Raw genomic sequence first — 20,092 nt, forward strand, 5'->3', positions numbered from 1 at the left:
TTTCATAGCTTATTTTTATTACAAAAAGGAGACCTAAAATGAATTATGGAAAGAAAAGTACGCAAAAGCGCGAAAAAGAACTGATTTCCAAAAGTACCATGATTCGCAAAAAATTTTACGTGATTTTTTGTAAGTCGCTGCTTATATGTGTATTTGCCTTCATGGTGATCGGAGTATGTTCCGGTGTTGGAATCATTCGGGGAATCATTGCCTCCGCTCCAACAATTGATGATATCGTCGCTACTCCTACCGGTTTCTTATCCACGGTTTTAGATGCAAACGGCAATCAGACTGCTACATTAGTGGCATCGGGATCTAACCGGCGTGCCGTTACGATTGATGAGATACCAAAAAATCTGCAGCATGCATTTGTTGCCATTGAAGACGAGCGTTTTTATGAGCACAATGGTATTGATGTAACAGGTATCATCCGTGCCGGAGTAAAAGGTGTTGCATCCGGTTTTCATTTTTCAGAAGGTGCCAGTACCATCACACAGCAGCTTTTGAAAAATACCGTCTTTACCAGTTGGACAAGCGAATCCTCCATGGCAGACAAATTCGAGCGAAAGTTTCAGGAGCAATACCTCGCCCTGCAGCTGGAAAAAGTAGTAGATAAAGACTGGATATTAGAAAATTATCTGAATGCGATCAACCTCGGACAAAATACTTTAGGTGTCGGTGTTGCCTCGGAACGTTATTTTGGCAAGGATGTTTCTGATCTTACCTTATCGGAATGTGCCGTTTTAGCAGCTATTACGCAGAATCCTTCCAAATACAACCCTATTACCAACCCACAGGAAAATGCCAAGCGCCGCATGAAAGTACTTAATAATATGAAAGATCAGGGTTATATTACCCAGGACGAATACGATGAAGCTGTTGCAGATAATGTTTATGACCGTATCCAGCTTGTCAACATCGAATCCGAAACCAACAGTATCAACTCATATTTTGTTGATGAACTGACTGATCAGGTCATTCAGGATCTGGTAGAACAGAAAGGTTACACTGAGACACAGGCTTACAAGGCACTTTATCAGGGTGGACTTACGATCTACTCCACACAGGATCCGGAAATTCAGGCGATCTGTGATGATGAAGTAAATAATCTGGACAATTACCCGACTGCTCCAAAAGTATCGTTTTCCTATCGTTTATCTGTTCGCTCTGCCGACGGTTCCATATCAAATTACAGTGAACAGACGATGCTTTCCTACTATCAGTCTTCAAACAAGAGCTTTACGATCAATTTTAACTCGGAAGAAGAGGCTGCTGCTGCAATCGAGCAGTATAAAACTGACATCATGAAAGACGGTGATACGATCGTAAACGGAAGTGAAACAGTTACCTACACACTTCAGCCACAGGCAGCTCTTACGATCATCGATCAGAGCACCGGAAATGTCACGGCTTTGGTCGGCGGCCGCGGAGACAAAACCGCCAACAAGACTTTAAACCGTGCAGCAGACACCACAAGGCAGCCTGGATCTACATTTAAGATCATTGCTGCATATGCACCGGCACTTGATGCCGGCGGTCTGACACTTGCATCTGTTCAGGACGATGCGCCATATAATTACGGCAGTGGACAAGGTGGTGCCGTCAACAACTATGATAACCGCTATCGCGGTTTCACAACACTGCGCGAAGCCATTACCGACTCGATCAATGTTGTTACCGTAAAAACCTTAGCACAAATCGGGCCGTCTCTCGGATATGATTATATCTGTGATTTTGGCATCACAACCGTCGGTTTAGATGAAAGTTCCAATGAAACCTTAGCACTCGGCGGTCTGACACATGGTGTTACCAACTTAGAGCTTACGGCTGCTTACGCAACGATTGCGAACAGTGGAACTTACATTAAGCCAAAATTCTACACCAAAATTTTAGATCATGATGGAAATGTATTGATCGATAATACCGAACCGATCTCCCATACTGTTTTAAAAGAAACAACTGCATGGCTTTTAACCGATGCCATGAAAGATGTTATGACTCAGGGAACCGGTACTCCGGCTTATTTCGGAAGTTCAATGGCACAGGCAGGTAAATCCGGTACAACAACCAAAAACCGCGATGCGCTTTTTGCCGGCTTTACACCATATTATACCTGTGTCGTATGGGGTGGATTTGACGATAACTCACCACAGTCCGGTGGTCAGACTACCTACCCGAAAAAGATCTGGAAAGCAGTTATGAGCCGTATCCATGAAAATCTGGAATATCAGGATTTCACAAAACCATCCGGTATCGTTACAGCTCAGGTCTGCAAGGAGTCCGGAAAACTGGCAATTGCCGGTGTCTGTGATGCAGATCCCCGCGGCAGCCGTGTATACACGGAATATTTTGCAGAGGGTACACAGCCTACGGAATATTGTGACCATCATATTGTTGCAAATATCTGTAACGCTTCCGGTCAGCTTGGCAGTGGTTACTGCCCGACAGATTCTATTTCCTCACGGGTATTCGTTATTGGCGGAACTGTCGGAACGGAAGATACTCCATATCTTCTGACGGATGATTTTAAGAACAATACCTGTACCCTGCACAATGAAGGCAACTCCACCTACCAGGGAACTTCTGCGTTCTCCGCGGTCCCTGGAGTAAATAATGATAATTCCGGGGGAACACAGGCTCCTGCCGATAATACGCAGCAGACACAGCCACCTGCAGAAAATACCGGCAATGCTCCCGCAGATAACACCGGCGGCAATGCTTCTACAGATGGTTCCTCCGGCAATGATGCATCTAACAACACCAGCGGCGATGGTGGATGGAATATCGGAGATGCACCCATTCAGTAACTGAAAATATATTTTCATAATAAAGAATGCAGGCTTATCGTCGATTCGACAATGATTTCCCTGCACAAACAGCAAAAACCCCGAAGTCACCTTCGGGGTTTTCACTGTTGATGTATATACTAACTAAGGGGATACATTTTTTCGCATTTTCCTTAGTTTCTAATTTGATAAAAGCCTTTATTTTCGGCATTTTCTGATTATCTGTCGTTTTACTCTAAACTGAAATTCCCAGTCAGATTCCCAGACAAATTCCCAGACTATTTTTCCAGAAACGCTTTTACTTCTTCATACAGTTCTTCCGCTTTCTGATACTGTTCCTCTGCATCTTGCCGGGAAGCAATAAAGAAATCATCATAATCACAACTGTTACGGATTTGAAATGCTGACTGCACATACTTTGAATACTTCTTATCAAAAATGCCTGTCTTAATATACTCTCTCTGAAAATATGCAATTACACCTGCATGCTTAGAAAAATCCACTCCATCTTTTGATAAAACTGCCCGCAAAGAAGTAAATATTGCATAATAAGAACGCCCGATAGAATCCTTATACTTTCCCGCATCCAAAAGCAATTTTGCAGATTCCAACTTTTCTTTGGCATTAGCCAAACGATACTCTGTCAGATTATCCAATCTGCATTCCCTCCCTCGCAATGTTTCTATAATACGGAAGTTTCTCTTTGTACTCTTCAAATTCATCATAAGGAATTACCGTTGGAGAAACAACCACATCATTTTCCAAGCCTATATCCGCTGAAATATCCCACACTGCTTTTAGCTTATTTTGTAAGTCCAAACGAGAGCCTTTTACAATAGCTGCTATATCAATATCCGACTGATTGTCATAATCTCCTCTGGCATAAGAACCATATAGAAATATTCCTACAATATCTGCTCCATAAATATCATGGTAGCACTGCGCCATCTGATTTGTAACTTGATGCAACTGTGTATATGTGCACATGTAGTCATTCTCCTTTCCTTAAACATTTTTCTTATCTTCAATTATAATATTTTCCCATAGTATTCCCTAAACATATTTCCTGTCTATTTTCTAGCTATATTTCCATATTCTTTCTATTCAAAATGATACTCGTCCTGATTTTCAAGGATTGTTTTCCAAGCCTGCCTATCTTTTAAAACCCGCAAAGCAAATACCTGTTTTTCAGCAATATCAACTGTAAAGAACACATTATATGTACCAAAGGATTTTATTCTGATTTCGTATCCGCGATATTCAAAACTCACTCCTCGATAACCAAATGGGAAATTCGTCAGTCGTTGTACTTCTTCATCGTATTTATCAAGAAAATTCAGTGCAGCATCTAAATTAGAAAATTTTCGTGCAATATATCCTGCCAATCTTTCTACATCTTCTGATGCCTCCCTCGTCTCATGTAACCTATATTGCATATTCCTTTAACAACCTTTCACGAATCTGTCTCATTGCTTCTTCATGTGGAATGGTGTTTCCATTCTCCATATCATCAATTCCTTTATCCAATTCGCGAAAGAGTTTTTCTTCCTGCTCACTATATTTTACAGTTTCCTGTGTTAATGGTGCCATAAAATCACCCTATCCTTCCTTATAAAAAATCATTATTAGCTTCTTTTATTATACTCTGATATCAGTTAAAAATCCATCATAACAATTACTCAGGCTTATTACATACTTCTTCTGTCTGATAAAGATCTGATATCTTCATACTCTGCTTCCTAATATAGTCTGGCTGCAACTCCAAATAACGCATTGTCGTCTCAATACTCGTATGTCCGACATTTGCCTGCACTACCTCTAATGGCACACCTCTTGCCACCGCAATAGATACATACCCATGCCTCATAGCATGTATCCATATGTCCGGACAGTCGTTTCCATCGGCACGTATCTTCTCAACAATCCGATTGATGCTCTGTCTGACCGAACCGACATTTACGGGTTTTCCCTTAGTATTTACAAATAATAAGTTTTCAAACTCACCCTTTATATCTTCTTGTATCGGTTCAACAATAATTTTTCGTAACTCCAACTGGCTTTTTATCGCTTCCTCTGCCTCTGGTACTAAATAGATGTCCCGGATACTTTCCCGCGTCTTAGGTGTTTCTATATAAAACACCCCCTGCGTTGTTTTCTGCAAATTCTTGGTAACATGCAAAACATGGTTATCCCAATCAACATCACAGATCATTAAAGCTAAAGCCTCTCCAACCCTCATTCCTGTATAGAGCAGCAGTTTATATAAATTTGCATATAAACTTTTCCCCGCATACTGTAAAAACTGGTCTCTCTGCTCTTCCGTAAAACTTCTTTGCTGCTTTACCGGCAAGTTACTTGGTGCCTTTACCTTCGGGTATGGATTGTCATCTGCCGAAAGCATACCACGCCTTACAGCTTCATTCAGCAGAGTACGTAGCATTTTTCTAACATTATTCACTGTCCCCTGTTTCATCTTCTTTTCTACAAGATGATTATATACTTTTTGGATATGATACGGCAAAAGATTTTTTAATTTTACCTTTCCAATAAAATCCTTCAAATAATAATCATACAAAAATCTGTACTGCTGCACGGTTGTCGGCTTTAATTCCGGGTGATACTCTCCTACGTATAATTCAAAAAGTTCCTCTACCGTAACATTACTTTTCTTTTGTGGGGAAATGTGCATATCTATCTCATATAGCCTTTTCCGCAATCTTTTTTCTGCCTCTGCTTTCGTTTTCCCTGCAAAATAAATTCTTTCGCCTTTATACACTTTATCGGCATAGTAAATTTCCTTTTTCCTGTCATAATAAATATTTGCCGGTAATACAGTTTTTCCATCCTTATCAAAAGCCATATTCAAATCCTCCCATGAAAAGAGGCAGAGTTTCCTCCGCCTCTTTCTTAACCTTTAGTAGCTGTTTTCCTCAATATACTCAAGGATTTTTTTCACATTAAATCTTAAAATCCTGCTGCCTTCAATATCAATGCGTGCCCCTGCTGCAACAGCCACTTTTAAAGCACTTGGTCTGCCTAATTGCAGCAGTTCACATAAACCCTCTACGTTCACAACTACTGGTAATCCTTTTGTCTCTGTTATGCTTGTATCTGTATTCATTCTTTTGTCCTCCTGTTATTTTGAGTATAATTGTATTCCGCAAAAAGCTGACTGTGGGTTCATTCCGCTTTCACGACGCATCTTCCTGTGAACTAATCCCAACTGATCTTCAAGATACCGCTTAAACTCGTTCTGCTTAACATATGTTTCACCTTGTTCTATGCAAAACTTTATGTACTCTCGATACAAGTCTTCCATTAGTTCACCTTTGTTTTCTTCTGAAACCAAACAACAGTTTTGTATAAAATCATTTATCGTATCAATCTCTAACCCTCTCCACGCTCTGACTCGCTTCTCAATCTCCTGTGTTGTTGGAAACTGATAATGCCTTTTCATAAGTTTTCGAGCATACTTTAATGCCTTTGATACAACTGCGTCTTTTTCGTCCAGCAATTCTCTCAGCAAATTTTCATTCTGATTTTCCCTGCTTACCGAATAATCAAATGGTAAAAATACCAAACGTTCCCAAAAAGCATCATCATCCTGTGTCAACTGAATTGGATGGTTAGAGGCAAATATGAATTTTGCCCGATTCTGATATTTAAACTGTTTCCGGTACTTTTCGTTCACGGTAATCAGATCTCCACCTGTCAGCATTTTTAGTTTTGAAGCTGCTGCCACACTCACTTTAGAGTGTGGCAAATCAAGTGATATATTCACTGTTTTTCCGACCAACTGCCCAAGTGAAAATTCCCCATTCATATCGGAAAGTGCAATTGCACTAACACAACTTGAGTCAAACAATTTCTGAATGAAATGCCCGAAAAGACTTTTTCCACTATTGGATGCCTGCCCCATTACAAAAAATGCTTTAGCATCCATTGACTGTGTAAGAATATATCCCAACACCATCCACATCCGTTCTATCAGTGTCTTATCTCCCTTTGTAATTTCGCCTAAAAATTTATCAAACGTTGGACATTCTTCATCTTCAACATATGAAGCATTCACATAGGAAAACGAAATGATCTCGGATGTATGTTTTTTTAATTCTTTTTCACGCAAATCATAAATACCATTTTTCAGTACCACAAAATTGGATATATTTTCTTCATCTGGTTTGACTCTGATTTTAGAATCAGTAAGCAAATAATCGTACACATCAGAAAATAGCTTCAAACTTTTTGCTCCATGTAATTCATCATCTACATTTTTCCGATAAAGCTCCACCAATTCTTCACAATCTATCATTTGATAACAACGACCATTAAAATAGTATAATGACCTATCTAACGAAATAAGTTTTACACGTTCCTGCAATCTCCTTGCACATGCACTCATGGAAATTTGCTCTACATGAACCTTCGTAGATTTATTTTCTTGACTCATATTTGCAGTGTATTGTGTGTGTTTCCTAGCTGCACTAATGTATTGCACCGGTATTACCATCTTCTCATTGTTATCTGTAGCTTCCATTCGTGTCTCATCTTTTTTTGTATGACCTAATAACATTTCCTCACTATCTACTGCTTTTGTATTTTCATTCCATACTTTATTACATTTTTTTGTAATTTGGGAACAATTGTTTCTTGCTCTCTCTACCAAAAAATACTCTGGCTGTAATACTGCATCGGTTTTGTTCTTTATCATATCAAAAGTTTTTTTATAGTTATCTACAATTGAGTTTTTTGCTTTATTCCCCACGATTTTCTTTTACCTCCTTTTCATCCACAGTATTTTTTGTTTTCAAAAATGAAAACAAGCAATCCATTTGATTCGCTTTCTCTCTTGATTCACAAATACCAAATGCCTGACTAATTTCTGTTCCAGTTGAATCAGCCCATATTAAATGAAGTGCTTCTGAGATTCTGTAACAAGCCATGAATCTTACATTTTCTTTACTCTCGTGAAAACCAAATCCCCATATGTGTTCAGACTCTTCTGCTAATATTGCTTTCTTTGCGTTTTTTGTGATAATTGTAAAATCTGGGCTTTCACTTTTACTCTGTCCTTTTTCCCAAAGTTCTTCGCGTAAAACCCGTTCATTTTCCAGAACACATAAATATATGATATCTATATCTTGTATTCCTTGTCCAATTTTAACCATCCAATTTCCTTGCTTCTTTTGAATAAAGCAAAAACCATTCATGTTTTCTTGTGCTTTCAAAATCCATTTTTGTAATTTGTCATTTAGCATATTAGTTGCCTCCTTTTTCTTTCTGAGGCAAATTATCCCATATTTTATTTATATAAACATGGGGGAAAAATGAAATCTCATTTTCCCCCCATAAAATCAATCTATTTCGATTTTTAATAATTCTCCATTTAAACCTATTTCTTTCAATTTATTTTTGACCGCAATTTTTTATAATTTTCTATCTCCTCTTCTATCCCCTCTTTTCCTATTATTTGAGCACATCCCTCCCAAATATTTGTTACCTTGCTTTCACAATCTTCTAACATCTTTGTTATTTTTCTATAACCATCGTAATAACTTTCATCAATTGCTTGTTTTAAAATCACATTATTTATATAAAATTGCAAATCATTAATTGCTTGTTTTAAATCATCATATTCTGCTATAATCCAAAACTTCTTTCTTACATTATTCAAGCTTTTTTCTTTGTCTAACTTAAACTTGCTATTTTGACATAAGGTTTCCACACCAGACATAATTTCTTTTATTATTATCTCGTCGATATCTTTATACTTACCTTCTCTGATTTTTTTCCCTACATCCAATGCTTCTATATAAATAAGATATTCTATAAAACTCGCCTCAAATGGCACATCAAACTTATAACCTTTCCCCGTTTTTTCCCAAATCTCATTATATGTGTGATCAAATATAGCCTCACACATAACATTCAATTTTTTCCTACACTCTTTATAATAATTATCAAATGAATCTGAAGCAAAACGATCCTCAATATCTCTTCCACTTTTATCATACTCATTTTCTTTTTTTATATATTCTACAAGTTCTTTAAACGCATTCTCCGACAGATCATTATCCTTCATTATCTCCATATCTTCTTCATACAGTTGATTACAATATAATATCCATGCAATATCTCTTAATGAAATACTCTCTATTTCATTTGCCATTAGTTCGTTCCAAAGTTCCATATCTGTACTCTCCCTATCCTTTACTCCATAAATTAGTAAGAAAATATATCTTCTGTTAAATAATAAGATATCACTTTCAATGGAACATTGGAACAATTACTTTACATCTTCCATTCTTTCAAGCACTTATAAAAACTGCTCTTCTTCATCCCTGTTAATCTCATAGCCTCCACTGCTGTTATCTCCCCTGCCTTCCATCTGTGAATAACCTCTTTCCAGTTATCCGGCTGTTTTATACGCGGTCTGCCATATTTATCCCATTCACCTCTTGCCTTCATCTGTTTAATCCCTTCACGCTGTCTCTTTTCTTTTTTCTCAACCTCTGCCTGCGCCATAGCCGCATATAGTTCAATCAGCATATGATTGACCGTTTCCAATATCATTTTCGCCATAGCATTGTCCATTTTAGACAAATCCTGCAACGTTGTAGGTATCTCCAAGATCATTACCCGTATACCTCGATTTGCCAACATCCGCAGTTCTTCTACTGTATCCTTTTTATTTCTCCCCAACCGGTCTACCTCGGTGATTATCAACGTATCTCCTTCACGTAAAATATCATCCCTTAGTACCGTGTACCGGGGTCTGCTAAAATTCTTTCCTGTCTGTTGATCTGTATATATTTTTTCCAGTTTATAATGGTTATCTTTGCAAAACTCCGTTATCTCATTAATTCCTCTATCTAAATGCTGTTCCTTTGTTGATGTCCTATGATATCCATATGTTGCCATAATTTTTCCTCCTGACCTTGCATTGTGGCAGTTAATTTTTTACGATGATTCAGTTTCTCTTTCTTCCATAGTTCAAGCGCAGTCCTTGCTGTGCGCTTGAACTGAATTAGCGTTAAAAAATTTACTGTTACAATGGTAGCGATTCACTGTCCATAAATTTCTGCATACAAAAAGAACGTCCAAAAATCCTATTTGTATAGAATTTTGAACGCTCTTTGTACTCTTTTTTGGTGTCTGCAAATGTATACTTTTATAAACCCGTATTGCTAAGTTCTATCCTTATGATATTCACAATCAGGACTTCTCTTGTTATTCATTCCAAACGCCTACTATTCTAGGTAGCACATCTAATCTGCTACATCGAACAATTTCGTTTCTATCCTTATAATAATACTCAACCGGCTCTATGCCTTTCAATAAATCCTGCACCTTACTTTTACTTTTTACTGGCGTTGCCTGTAGATAGAAACACAATTTTTCCATTTGTTTCATTTCTGCTTGTGTAAATACCTTACCACATCCCCGGCAAACATATCTGTTATCGTTATCCTTTTCAGTCATGGCATATATCCGCACTCCAAGTGCCATATCTCCACTCCATCCAAAATGATAGCATATTCTTTTCTTGTGCTTAGAGTATGGAATTCCTGCTTTCGATAACTTTTTTTCCCGGCACTGTTCCTCTTGTTTCTTTTGTTTTCTTGCTTTTCTGCTTAACCTTTTCATGCCATTGCTTCCTTATAAATGCAGCAACTCCAAAACAATATCATTTCCAGTAACACATAACACGATGGTTCCGATTATAAGCACCAACCAAAGAACAACCATCAGTCCTGTAACAAAATCTGATTGTCGGTTAAATTTTTCTGCCTTAGCAAAATCCACCTGTGCCTTTTTTGAATTATAATATTTTTTCCCACTTCGATAATGGTCTCTCACATCACTGACACCTTTAAGAGTATTATTTGCTGTGCTAACTGCTTCGTTCGTTGTATCAAGTATATTATTTGCAGATGTAATTATTTCTTTTAATCCCATGAGCCTTCAACCTACTTTCCCAAAACTCTGAATCGCAAATACATAATACCGACACATACTGCTGCTAATATCAGATTGCTCATAATAGCAAGCGATAAATCTGCCTTAAAACATTTTTTTGCTTCTTCAAGCCGATTTACTCCATAATTTAAGTCCATCAAACCTACTGTTAACTGTCTTAAATCTTCTAATTTCCCCATCTTTTCCCCCTCTAAATTTTTGATTCAAATTTAGAACACGATTGAAATCCTTTCGTAGGAATTTTCTTTACCCTGCACATGCACTTCATTTCCATGTCATATTCCCATGTAATTGTCCCACAGGGTTTAATTGCAGAATTTGCCGGGTCGTACCAGTTCTTGCAGAATGCACACTTCTTTGAAGTGATATTATTTGCTCTGGCTTTCGCTTTCATCTATTAATACTCCCGTTGCTTTTTGTAAGTATGCGGTTTTTGATTATTTTTACTGCAAAAACCACCTGCTGGCTTTCCTAAGTTCTTCGCTCTGCTCACGGTATTACCACAATGCGAACAACGCCATTCTACATATTTAACTGATGCACTCATCTCTTTTACCTCCGCCATATTACTTTACTAAATTTTCAAAAACTCTCTCACGCGCCGTTCCGAATACTCAAACTCACGCGCTAATTCACGGATATTCTCTCCGTTGTAGTTTTCTTTCACATAAGCAGCAACATAATCTGTGTTATACAACCGCTGTGGAAATGTTATCTGCTGCCCGCGAAATTTCTTATATAGTTTTACCGTTTCCTCCTCCCCTATTACACTTGCAATTTCTTCATAAATGGGTACAAAATTTTCTGACTGCAACATATCACCGCCATTTCTCGATATATTTCTTGAGAAGTTACTATAAATTTACATGTTTTTCCTTGAAATATCACTTTGAAATTTTCATTATTTATTTCACACAATCTCAATTTTTCCGCTTTTACAACAATACCGATATACCTGATCTGACAACTTTTCTTCTGGAAGCAATGTACCATTTACCTCTTTTACCATCCATCTTAATTCCTTTATATCTGCATATTGCACCGGAAGAACCAGAACTTCATGAATAGAACTTGGTAATATGTATAAATCCTGCTCAAATACGTCCGAACTATCTCTTAGTTCTGAAATAAAAACCATAGATACCGCTCCATTAAGTTTTGCCCGATTGGTAACAACATACAATGGTGCCATATCTTCCCCTTCATCCAGTGGTATATCTAACATACTTTCTTCTAAAAGCTCTGCTATCACACATTTTATGTTTTCTACCATCACTGGTGTTAATTTTCGATAATTCCGACAGGCACACTCATATAAATCCCGCTCCTGTACTTCCCAGATTTTCATATGAAAATAATTAATCAACACTGTCGCACTTTCTTTTTGTCCGGTTTCCATTACATACTGATATACAATCGCCATATCTAAAAACTTCCTATGCGGCAACCGCTCTAACAGTTTCTTATTTTCTTCGTAATTTATGAGTTTTAACGTGATTTTCCCTTGTGCCACACTCCAATCTTTAAAAAATGACATATCCACCATACCTGAAATACAATTTTTCTGATACACTGCTTCTATTTCCTTTACAATATCATCAAATTCCCGTCCTCTCTGGTATGACTCGTAATAATATTCCAAGTATATGACCGGACATACATTGCTTTCATTTCTCTGTATCGACAAACCAATGCGCTCTATCCCATTATTTTTCAATACCGGACTTATTATGACTGCTGCACTTCCTGCAAATTTTTCTTCCAAAATCTTTTTTATTCGTTTCTGAAATTCCTGATAACTCATGTCTTTTCCTCCATAAAAATCTAATATACATAATCAAAAAACATTTATTCCACGCCCATCTTTTCAGCTTCATCAAAATTATTTTTAAAGTAATTACATATTACCTTCCTTTTCCCAACAAAAATAAGGCATAGCTTTCACACTATGCCCGTTTACCTGTTACTGCTCTTACTCATCTTCAAATTCGCGCCGAAACATTAGCCATAAATTGTATGACGTGATAATAACGATATTTATAATTTTTAAAGCTTTTTTCTTTTTATCACACATTCTCTGCCTCCTTCCATCTGGATAATATATAAACGCACTTACATACTTTACGTTTTGTCCGCAAAACACCTATTTAATACAATTTCATCCAATATAGACCACTATTTGAAAAAAGGAGACAACAGAAAATGTTTAAAAATGAACCCGATTTACTAACACGTAAGCAGTGCCAAGATCTGTTACACATCAGCAAATCAAAAATGTTAGATTTGATTCACAAAGATTTAATTCCTGCACATATCATCGCAGGGAGTTTCCGAATTGAAAAAGCCGATTTAATTGATTTTGTTCAAAATTCCCGTTACTGGAAATAAGAATTAAAAAAACTCCCAGAAAATTCCCAGACACTTCTTTTTTTCAGTTTCATACAAGCGGATTTTTCTAATTTTTCACACGCAAAAAAATCTCTCAGCCATTGATTTTCCTAATAAGACAGCAAAAACCCCGAAGTCACATTCGGGGTTTTCACTGTTGATGTATATACTAACTAAGGGGATTAGATTTCACCAATCTAATCAAATTAGATTAGTGCATATTAATGTAACTCTCTCGATACAAAATCCGGATAACCAGACTCTAATCCATGTTCTGTAGAATCAAGTCCTTCGATTTCTTCCTGTGCAGAAACACGAAGACCGATTGTTTTCTTTAAGACTGTAAATACGATTCCCATCGTAACGATCGTCCATCCTGCAATGCAAAGGATACCAAGTAACTGGATCAGAAGATGATGAACACCACCACCGTAGAACAGACCATCTTTATAATCAAAAAGTCCTACTGCGATCGTTCCCCAGATACCATTACAGCCATGAACTGCAACTCCACCAACCGGGTCATCTACTTTTAATTTATCCTCAACAAAGTATACTGCTACACAGACAAGCACACCTGCTACTGCGCCGATGACGAAAGAACCGATAACATCTACATTTGCACAGCCGGCAGTAACTGCTACAAGACCTGCAAGAGATCCGTTTAATGACATGGAAACATCCGGTTTGCCATTTCTGATCCATGTATAGATCATTGCGGTACAGGTTGCCACTGCAGGAGCAACTGTCGTTGTTGCAAAAATCTGTGATAACTGCATGGTGTCTGTTGCTGCTGCGCCGTTAAATCCATACCATCCAAACCAGAGAATGAATACGCCAAGTGCACCGATCAAAATATTATGTCCAAGAATTGGTCTTGGTTTTCCGTTTTTGTCATATTTTCCGATACGAGGTCCTAACATTGCTGCACCGATGAAAGCTGTGATACCACCTACCATATGGATACATGCAGAACCTGCAAAATCTGTAAATCCAAGATCAGTAAGCCATGGTGTTCCGCCCCATACCCAGTGAGCTTCGATCGGGTAAACACATAAGCTGATGATAAAACTGTAAATACAATATGTAATAAATTTGGTACGCTCTGCCATTGCGCCGGAAACGATCGTTGCTGCCGTTGCACAGAATACCAGGTTAAATACAAATCCCGACCAGTCAGTCTCTCCAAAATGAGCAAATGGATTTAATCCCCAGCCAAAAAACTTACCATCACCACATAAGAGGTTATAACCCAACAGATAAAAAGCAACTGTGCCGATACAAAAATCCATCAGGTTCTTCATCGTAATATTACCAACATTCTTTGATCTGGTAAAACCAGCCTCAACCATAGCAAATCCACATTGCATAAAAAAAACTAACGCTGCACCCATAAGGTACCATACACTCATATCCATAATCAAATCCTCCTTGTTTTTCGAAGAAAAATGCGACTGCCTTTGCAGGAGCAGAGGATTTTTCTCCTTGTTTTGCGGAGCAAAATCCATGCTATGTTTTTTATAGCATTTGCCTCTTGCAGGAGCAATGCCCAGCAAGCTGTGCAAGATTTTCCTCCTTGTTTTCCGAAGAAATAAAAAAAGATAATCACGACACCAATCCACACTTGTGTCACAATTATCTCCTTTGATAATAATTTCTTCCTGATTCAATTTTTTTCATAATATTTTATTCCTGATCCGTTCCCTGATTTCGCAGATGACTCCTCATTTCATCCACAAAGCCTCTTACAGTGCGTCTACACCACGCTCACCTGTTCTGATACGGATTGCATCTTCTACCTCATACATAAAAATTTTACCATCACCGATATGACCGGTATTGATCTGCTCAACGATCTTGTCGATCAGCTTTGGAGCGACCTCATCTGCCACGACTGTCTCCACTTTTATTTTCGGTAACAGATTGACTGCATACTCTGCACCACGGTAATTTTTGATAATACCTTTCTGATTACCGTAACCCATGCTGTTTACAATATTAAGACCATTTACTTCTTCACTGTCAAGCAAAGCCTTAAGATCCTCTAATTTTTCAGGTTTGATAATAATCTCTAACTTCTTCATCCCAATCCTCCTTGTTTTGCGGAGCAAAATGCGACTGCCTTTGCAGGAGCAGAGGTTTTTCCTCCTTGTTTTGCAGATTTCTGCGGTAGTGGCAGCGATTTTTCTACTGCCACTTCCACACAAAATCCAATTTTCACATATCTATCGTTATTTACAGGTAACCTTATACCTCGAATAACAGATCACCATAAGATGGCATTGGCCACATGGATTTGTCTACTAACATCTCAAGTTTATCAATCGGTGCTCTTAACTCATCCATTGCTGTCTTAACTTCATCTCTATAGTATACAGCCTGATCTCTGCCTTCTTCCATCTCTGCAGCTTTTTCCGTTACTACTTGTAATTTTGCCAGTGCCTTCTTGGAATCAGCCAGTAAAGAGGAAACCTGTGTCAGGATCTCTGTCTGTGCGCTGATATCTGCACCACATGCTGCTTTTACGGAAGTGATAGACTCCGCAAGTACGGTTGTGTATTTGATAACAGCCGGAATGATCTGCTTGGTTGCGATATCAATTGCAGCTCTTGCCTCGATGTTAATCTCTTTTGAGTATGTCTCATACTCGATTTCAACACGGGAGTCTAACTCTGCCTTTGTAAATACTTTGAATTTTTCAAATAATTTCACAGATTTCTCTGTATTTAATGCAGGGATCGCATCTACCATGGAACGGATATTTGGAAGTCCGCGTCTCTCAGCTTCTGCTACCCACTCATCGGAATAACCGTTTCCGTTGAATACGATTCTCTGATGCTCTGTTGCATATTCTTTGATCAGATCATGTACTGCCATATCAAAATCATCTGCTTTTTCAAGAACATCACATGCCTCTGCAAATGCCTCTGCAACGATTGTATTTAATACAACGTTCGGCTGAGCGATAGAATCCTGAGAACCTACCATACGGAATTCAAATTTATTACCGGTAAATGCAAACGGTGATGTTCTGTTACGGTCTGTCGCATCTTTCATAAAATCAGGAAGTGTCTTAACACCTGTCTCTAATTTCTGTCCAGCAAGACTGTGTGTAGCTTCGCCTGTGCTGATCAGCTGTGATAATACATCCTGAAGCTGCTCTCCTAAGTATACGGAAACGATTGCTGGCGGTGCCTCGTTTGCTCCTAATCTGTGGTCGTTTCCGACATCTGCTGCGGACTCTCTTAAAAGATCTGCATGTTTGTCAACTGCTTTTAAGATACAGGTAAGTACTAATAAGAACTGTACATTCTCGTGTGGTGTCTTACCTGGCTCTAACATGTTGATTCCATCATCCGTTGTAATTGACCAGTTGTTATGTTTACCAGAACCATTGACACCTGCAAATGGTTTTTCATGAAGCAGGCACTGTAAGCCATGACGTCCGGCTACTTTCTTTAATGTCTCCATTACCAACTGGTTGTGGTCTACTGCAATGTTAGCCTGTGCGTAGATCGGAGCTAACTCATGCTGTGCAGGTGCAACTTCGTTGTGCTGTGTCTTTGCGCTGACACCTAATTTCCAGAGTTCTTCGTTTACATCCTTCATGAATGCTGCGATTCTCTCACGAATCGCACCGAAGTAATGATCGTCCATCTCCTGACCTTTTGGAGGCATTGCACCGAATAAAGTACGACCGGTAAAGATAAGGTCTTTTCTCTGTAAATATTTCTGTCTGTCTACGATGAAGTACTCCTGCTCCGGTCCAACAGAAGGAGTAACTCTCTTTGATGTCGTATTACCGAATAATCTTACAAGACGTAATGCCTGCTCATTGATAGCTTCCATAGAACGAAGAAGCGGTGTTTTCTGATCGAGTGCTTCTCCTGTGTAAGAACAGAAAGCTGTTGGGATACAAAGTGTTGCGCCTGCTGCATCCTGTCTTACGAATGCCGGTGAGGTACAATCCCAGGCTGTATATCCTCTTGCCTCGAATGTAGCTCTCAAACCACCGGATGGAAAAGAAGATGCATCCGGCTCACCTTTGATCAGCTCTTTACCGGAAAAGCTCATTAATACCTTGCCGTTCTCCATCGGTGCTGTGATGAATGAATCATGTTTCTCTGCTGTTACTCCGGTCAGTGGCTGGAACCAGTGAGTATAATGTGTTGCACCTTTTTCGATTGCCCATTCTTTCATCTCATGCGCAACAACATCTGCTGTTTCAAGGTCTAACTCGCGACCTTCCTGAATTACTTCCTTTAACTTCTTGTAAACTTTCTTTGGCAGACGTTCCTGCATCACTGCATCATTGAATACGTTCTCGCCAAAAATCTCTGCTACATTTAAGTATCCTGTTTCGCTCATGTTCTACATCCTTTCTTCTTCACCGGTCTAATCCCCTGAGACTATTCCCTGCTTTTTTGAACAAATGTAAGAGATCTTAAATTCTCATTTCTTATTGTACCTTGAAAGTGGCTGAATGTCAGTAAGAAATTTCTCCTATATGGCTTTTATGAGAAATTGTGTGACAACTTCTTATAAAAAAAGGGCATTCCAAGCTACTTGGAACGCCCTTGTTCATCTCTCACATTTGTTTTGTTGAACTTAAGATAATACTTTTCTCTCCAAAATGCAAGAGAAAAATTTCACTTTTTTATCATTTTGCTATATTGAACAATAAATTCATGTAAATTCAGAAATCTTTGTCAAATATAACTTCATTGAAAGTGGACTTCCGTCTGTCTGCTAATATTATTCAGCTTTACCAACAGAACCGAACAGTTCCATTTTCTCTTTTACAGTAGCTTTGATTGCTTCTGCACCCGGAGCTAATAATTTACGAGGATCAAATCCTTTACCCTCTAAATCTTTACCAGCTTCGATATATTTACGTGTAGCATCTGCGAAAGATAACTGGCACTCTGTGTTAACGTTGATCTTAGCTACTCCAAGGGAGATTGCTTTCTTGATCATGTCTTCCGGAATACCTGTACCTCCGTGAAGTACTAACGGCATCTGACCTGTTAATTTCTGGATAGCATCAAGAGTCTCAAAACTTAATCCTTTCCAGTTTGCCGGATATTTACCATGGATATTACCGATACCGGCTGCAAGCATGTCCACACCAAGATCTGCAACTCTCTTGCACTCTTCCGGATCAGCGCACTCGCCCATACCTACAACGCCGTCTTCCTCACCACCGATAGAACCAACTTCTGCCTCGATGGACATTCCCATTGCATGAGCAACGGATACGAGCTCTTTTGTTTTCTCAACGTTCTCATCGATTGGATAATGGGAACCGTCGAACATGATGGATGTAAATCCTGCTTTGATACATTTATAGCATCCTTCGTAAGTACCATGATCTAAGTGTAATGCAACAGGAACTGTGATTCCTAACTCATCATGCATAGCTTTTACCATAGCTGCTACAGTACCGAAACCTGTCATATATTTTCCAGCGCCTTCAGAAACGCCTAAGATAACCGGGGATCTTAACTCCTCTGCTGTAAGCAGAACAGATTTTGTCCACTCCAGGTTATTAATGTTGAACTGACCAACTGCATAGTGACCAGCTTTTGCTTTGTCTAACATTTCTTTTGCAGATACTAACATGTCTTATTCCTCCATAAAATTAATATTTTTACCCTATGGGTATTATATATTACTTCTTTCAAAAAATAAAGTTAAATTTATAACAATCTTAATCATTTGTTTCCCGGAACCATAATATCAACAGCACGGCAGATATTTTTTACGACAACTTCTTCGTGTGCCCCGCCAAATTCGCCGTCTAACGTCCACGGAACTTCCTCTCTTACAAGGAACTTTACTTCATTAGATTTAAATGAATAAATCATATCTGTGTCATCCACAAGATTGATCAGAGATGCGATAATTTCGTTAAGTTCGATCGGATTACGCGGTTTCTTGATCAGCGTAACCTCAAATACTCCATCATCCAAAAGCACATCTTTTCCAGTCATCCCCTTAAATCCGCCCACGGATGTTGAGTTACTGATCATTCCATAGATAAATTCATCCTGGATACGCACATTATTATACTCAACCTGCATGGTAAACGATGGGATATCATGCAGACTGCGCATTCCTTCCAGAATATATGCTGCATGACCAAGTACATTTTTCCATTCCTGGCTTGTCTTATAAGAGACCTCCGTAAAAAGTCCGAAAGCTGCCACATAGACAAAATAATCATTGTTAAATGCACCGATATCACACGGAAATGCTCTTCCATTCACTGCTGCATCTGCTGCCTTTACCATATCCTTTGGAATTCCAAGTGAAGTTGCAAAATCATTGGTGCTTCCCGCCGGAATATATCCTAACGGTACAGTAAGTCCTTTATGCATGATACCACTTACCACTTCATCAAGCGTACCGTCTCCTCCGCTGCATACAACAAGATCATATTTTTCTGCATCTGTTTCCACTTTATGTATCGCATCTTCCGGTGCCTGTGTCGGATAAATTGTTACCTCATACCCTGCCTTCACCATGGTATCCACGATATCCATAAGCTGGTTTTTAATCTGCGCTTTTCCAGAAAATGGATTGAAAATAAATAATAGTGTTTTCTTTTCTTCCATAAGTTTCCTACACCTGTCCTGTTATTTTGTCAGGAATTCCTCGATTGCTGCGATTGCTTCCTGTTCATCCTCGCCCTCAGCATCGATCACAACTTCTTCACCATTTAAAAGAGCCATGTTCATCATTCCCATAATGCTTTTGACATTCACTCTCTTGTTGTCAGCAGATTCCATATAGATCCGGCTTGAAAACTGATTTGCCTTCTGCACTAAAAGTGCGATCGGTCTTGCTTCCATGTCGTTTTGCATATTTACCACTACACTCTTTTTCATGATATCCTCCATTCCTGTTTGCTCTGTTCTCAATTCTAAGAGCATGTC

23 protein-coding genes are annotated in these 20,092 nt (G+C 38.6%); 2 read left to right on the top strand and 21 right to left on the bottom strand.

The annotated features are described in order from the left end of the window. Nucleotides 1-38 precede the first annotated feature (38 nt). The gene (locus tag ACDD58_RS02055; protein ID WP_370775442.1) at nucleotides 39-2,807 is read left to right on the top strand and encodes a transglycosylase domain-containing protein; all 2,769 of its coding nucleotides are present in this window, start codon (nucleotides 39-41) and stop codon (nucleotides 2,805-2,807) included. A gap of 257 nt (nucleotides 2,808-3,064) precedes the next feature. Here the strand turns inward: ACDD58_RS02055 and ACDD58_RS02060 are convergent, their stop codons facing one another. From ACDD58_RS02060 to ACDD58_RS02130, 15 genes are all read right to left on the bottom strand, one after another. Continuing rightward, nucleotides 3,065-3,442, bottom strand: coding sequence for a HEPN domain-containing protein (locus tag ACDD58_RS02060; protein ID WP_006855219.1), 378 nt, complete (start codon nucleotides 3,440-3,442; stop codon nucleotides 3,065-3,067). Then, nucleotides 3,435-3,773 carry a nucleotidyltransferase domain-containing protein gene (locus ACDD58_RS02065; RefSeq protein ID WP_015560945.1) on the bottom strand — a complete coding sequence of 113 codons (339 nt, stop codon included), beginning with the start codon at nucleotides 3,771-3,773 and terminating at the stop codon, nucleotides 3,435-3,437. The genes ACDD58_RS02060 and ACDD58_RS02065 overlap by 8 nt, the downstream gene beginning before the upstream one ends. Before the next feature lie 113 nt (nucleotides 3,774-3,886). Further along, a complete protein-coding gene (locus ACDD58_RS02070; protein ID WP_370775445.1) occupies nucleotides 3,887-4,222 on the bottom strand; it encodes a type II toxin-antitoxin system RelE/ParE family toxin in 336 nt (111 codons plus the stop codon). Further along, nucleotides 4,212-4,376 carry a hypothetical protein gene (locus ACDD58_RS02075; protein WP_370775447.1) on the bottom strand — a complete coding sequence of 55 codons (165 nt, stop codon included), beginning with the start codon at nucleotides 4,374-4,376 and terminating at the stop codon, nucleotides 4,212-4,214. The genes ACDD58_RS02070 and ACDD58_RS02075 overlap by 11 nt, the downstream gene beginning before the upstream one ends. An 85-nt stretch (nucleotides 4,377-4,461) precedes the next feature. Continuing rightward, nucleotides 4,462-5,646: a tyrosine-type recombinase/integrase gene (locus ACDD58_RS02080; RefSeq protein WP_370775449.1), complete on the bottom strand. Its 1,185-nt coding sequence runs from the start codon at nucleotides 5,644-5,646 to the stop codon at nucleotides 4,462-4,464. Nucleotides 5,647-5,700: 54 nt separating this feature from the next. After that, nucleotides 5,701-5,907: a hypothetical protein gene (locus tag ACDD58_RS02085; RefSeq protein ID WP_173885293.1), complete on the bottom strand. Its 207-nt coding sequence runs from the start codon at nucleotides 5,905-5,907 to the stop codon at nucleotides 5,701-5,703. A gap of 15 nt (nucleotides 5,908-5,922) precedes the next feature. Next, complete coding sequence (locus ACDD58_RS02090; RefSeq protein ID WP_370775451.1) at nucleotides 5,923-7,551, bottom strand: phage/plasmid primase, P4 family; 1,629 nt, start codon at nucleotides 7,549-7,551, stop codon at nucleotides 5,923-5,925. Further along, nucleotides 7,541-8,044 (bottom strand): hypothetical protein, encoded by a 504-nt coding sequence (locus ACDD58_RS02095; RefSeq protein WP_370775454.1) that lies wholly within the window; start codon nucleotides 8,042-8,044, stop codon nucleotides 7,541-7,543. Before ACDD58_RS02095 ends, ACDD58_RS02090 begins: the two co-directional genes overlap by 11 nt. A gap of 143 nt (nucleotides 8,045-8,187) precedes the next feature. After that, nucleotides 8,188-8,976: a hypothetical protein gene (locus ACDD58_RS02100; RefSeq protein WP_370775455.1), complete on the bottom strand. Its 789-nt coding sequence runs from the start codon at nucleotides 8,974-8,976 to the stop codon at nucleotides 8,188-8,190. A 101-nt stretch (nucleotides 8,977-9,077) separates the two neighbouring features. Beyond that, a complete protein-coding gene (locus ACDD58_RS02105) occupies nucleotides 9,078-9,707 on the bottom strand; it encodes a recombinase family protein (RefSeq protein ID WP_370775457.1) in 630 nt (209 codons plus the stop codon). A gap of 309 nt (nucleotides 9,708-10,016) precedes the next feature. Then, the gene (locus ACDD58_RS02110; RefSeq protein ID WP_370775459.1) at nucleotides 10,017-10,433 is read right to left on the bottom strand and encodes a hypothetical protein; all 417 of its coding nucleotides are present in this window, start codon (nucleotides 10,431-10,433) and stop codon (nucleotides 10,017-10,019) included. A gap of 12 nt (nucleotides 10,434-10,445) precedes the next feature. Then, on the bottom strand, nucleotides 10,446-10,745 hold the full coding sequence (locus ACDD58_RS02115) for a hypothetical protein (RefSeq protein ID WP_370775461.1): 300 nt from the start codon (nucleotides 10,743-10,745) through the stop codon (nucleotides 10,446-10,448). Between the two features lie 11 nt (nucleotides 10,746-10,756). Continuing rightward, nucleotides 10,757-10,945 (bottom strand): hypothetical protein, encoded by a 189-nt coding sequence (locus ACDD58_RS02120; protein WP_370775463.1) that lies wholly within the window; start codon nucleotides 10,943-10,945, stop codon nucleotides 10,757-10,759. A 395-nt stretch (nucleotides 10,946-11,340) separates the two neighbouring features. After that, nucleotides 11,341-11,583: a Mor transcription activator family protein gene (locus tag ACDD58_RS02125; RefSeq protein ID WP_015521410.1), complete on the bottom strand. Its 243-nt coding sequence runs from the start codon at nucleotides 11,581-11,583 to the stop codon at nucleotides 11,341-11,343. A 93-nt stretch (nucleotides 11,584-11,676) separates the two neighbouring features. Beyond that, on the bottom strand, nucleotides 11,677-12,570 hold the full coding sequence (locus ACDD58_RS02130; RefSeq protein WP_370775466.1) for a DUF5688 family protein: 894 nt from the start codon (nucleotides 12,568-12,570) through the stop codon (nucleotides 11,677-11,679). Nucleotides 12,571-12,968: 398 nt separating this feature from the next. Between ACDD58_RS02130 and ACDD58_RS02135 the strand changes: the two genes are divergently transcribed. Further along, the gene (locus tag ACDD58_RS02135) at nucleotides 12,969-13,154 is read left to right on the top strand and encodes a helix-turn-helix domain-containing protein (protein ID WP_006855222.1); all 186 of its coding nucleotides are present in this window, start codon (nucleotides 12,969-12,971) and stop codon (nucleotides 13,152-13,154) included. A 221-nt stretch (nucleotides 13,155-13,375) separates the two neighbouring features. Here ACDD58_RS02135 and ACDD58_RS02140 read toward each other — a convergent pair whose 3' ends face one another. The 6 genes from ACDD58_RS02140 to ACDD58_RS02165 form a co-directional block, all read right to left on the bottom strand. After that, nucleotides 13,376-14,572, bottom strand: coding sequence for an ammonium transporter (locus ACDD58_RS02140; RefSeq protein ID WP_370775469.1), 1,197 nt, complete (start codon nucleotides 14,570-14,572; stop codon nucleotides 13,376-13,378). Nucleotides 14,573-14,899: 327 nt separating this feature from the next. Beyond that, on the bottom strand, nucleotides 14,900-15,238 hold the full coding sequence (locus ACDD58_RS02145) for a P-II family nitrogen regulator (RefSeq protein ID WP_117921112.1): 339 nt from the start codon (nucleotides 15,236-15,238) through the stop codon (nucleotides 14,900-14,902). A gap of 163 nt (nucleotides 15,239-15,401) precedes the next feature. Beyond that, nucleotides 15,402-17,522, bottom strand: a complete 2,121-nt coding sequence (locus tag ACDD58_RS02150) for a glutamine synthetase III (protein WP_370775471.1) — start codon at nucleotides 17,520-17,522, stop codon at nucleotides 15,402-15,404. Between the two features lie 387 nt (nucleotides 17,523-17,909). Then, nucleotides 17,910-18,776: a class II fructose-1,6-bisphosphate aldolase gene (gene fba / locus ACDD58_RS02155; RefSeq protein WP_186900196.1), complete on the bottom strand. Its 867-nt coding sequence runs from the start codon at nucleotides 18,774-18,776 to the stop codon at nucleotides 17,910-17,912. A 92-nt stretch (nucleotides 18,777-18,868) separates the two neighbouring features. Further along, on the bottom strand, nucleotides 18,869-19,771 hold the full coding sequence (locus ACDD58_RS02160) for a diacylglycerol kinase family protein (protein WP_370775473.1): 903 nt from the start codon (nucleotides 19,769-19,771) through the stop codon (nucleotides 18,869-18,871). Nucleotides 19,772-19,792: 21 nt separating this feature from the next. Next, on the bottom strand, nucleotides 19,793-20,044 hold the full coding sequence (locus ACDD58_RS02165) for an HPr family phosphocarrier protein (RefSeq protein ID WP_182384829.1): 252 nt from the start codon (nucleotides 20,042-20,044) through the stop codon (nucleotides 19,793-19,795). Nucleotides 20,045-20,092: the final 48 nt, after the last annotated feature.

Source organism: Roseburia sp. (assembly GCF_041325975.1).
In the GTDB taxonomy this organism is placed as follows: Bacteria; Bacillota; Clostridia; order Lachnospirales; family Lachnospiraceae; genus Roseburia; species Roseburia rectibacter.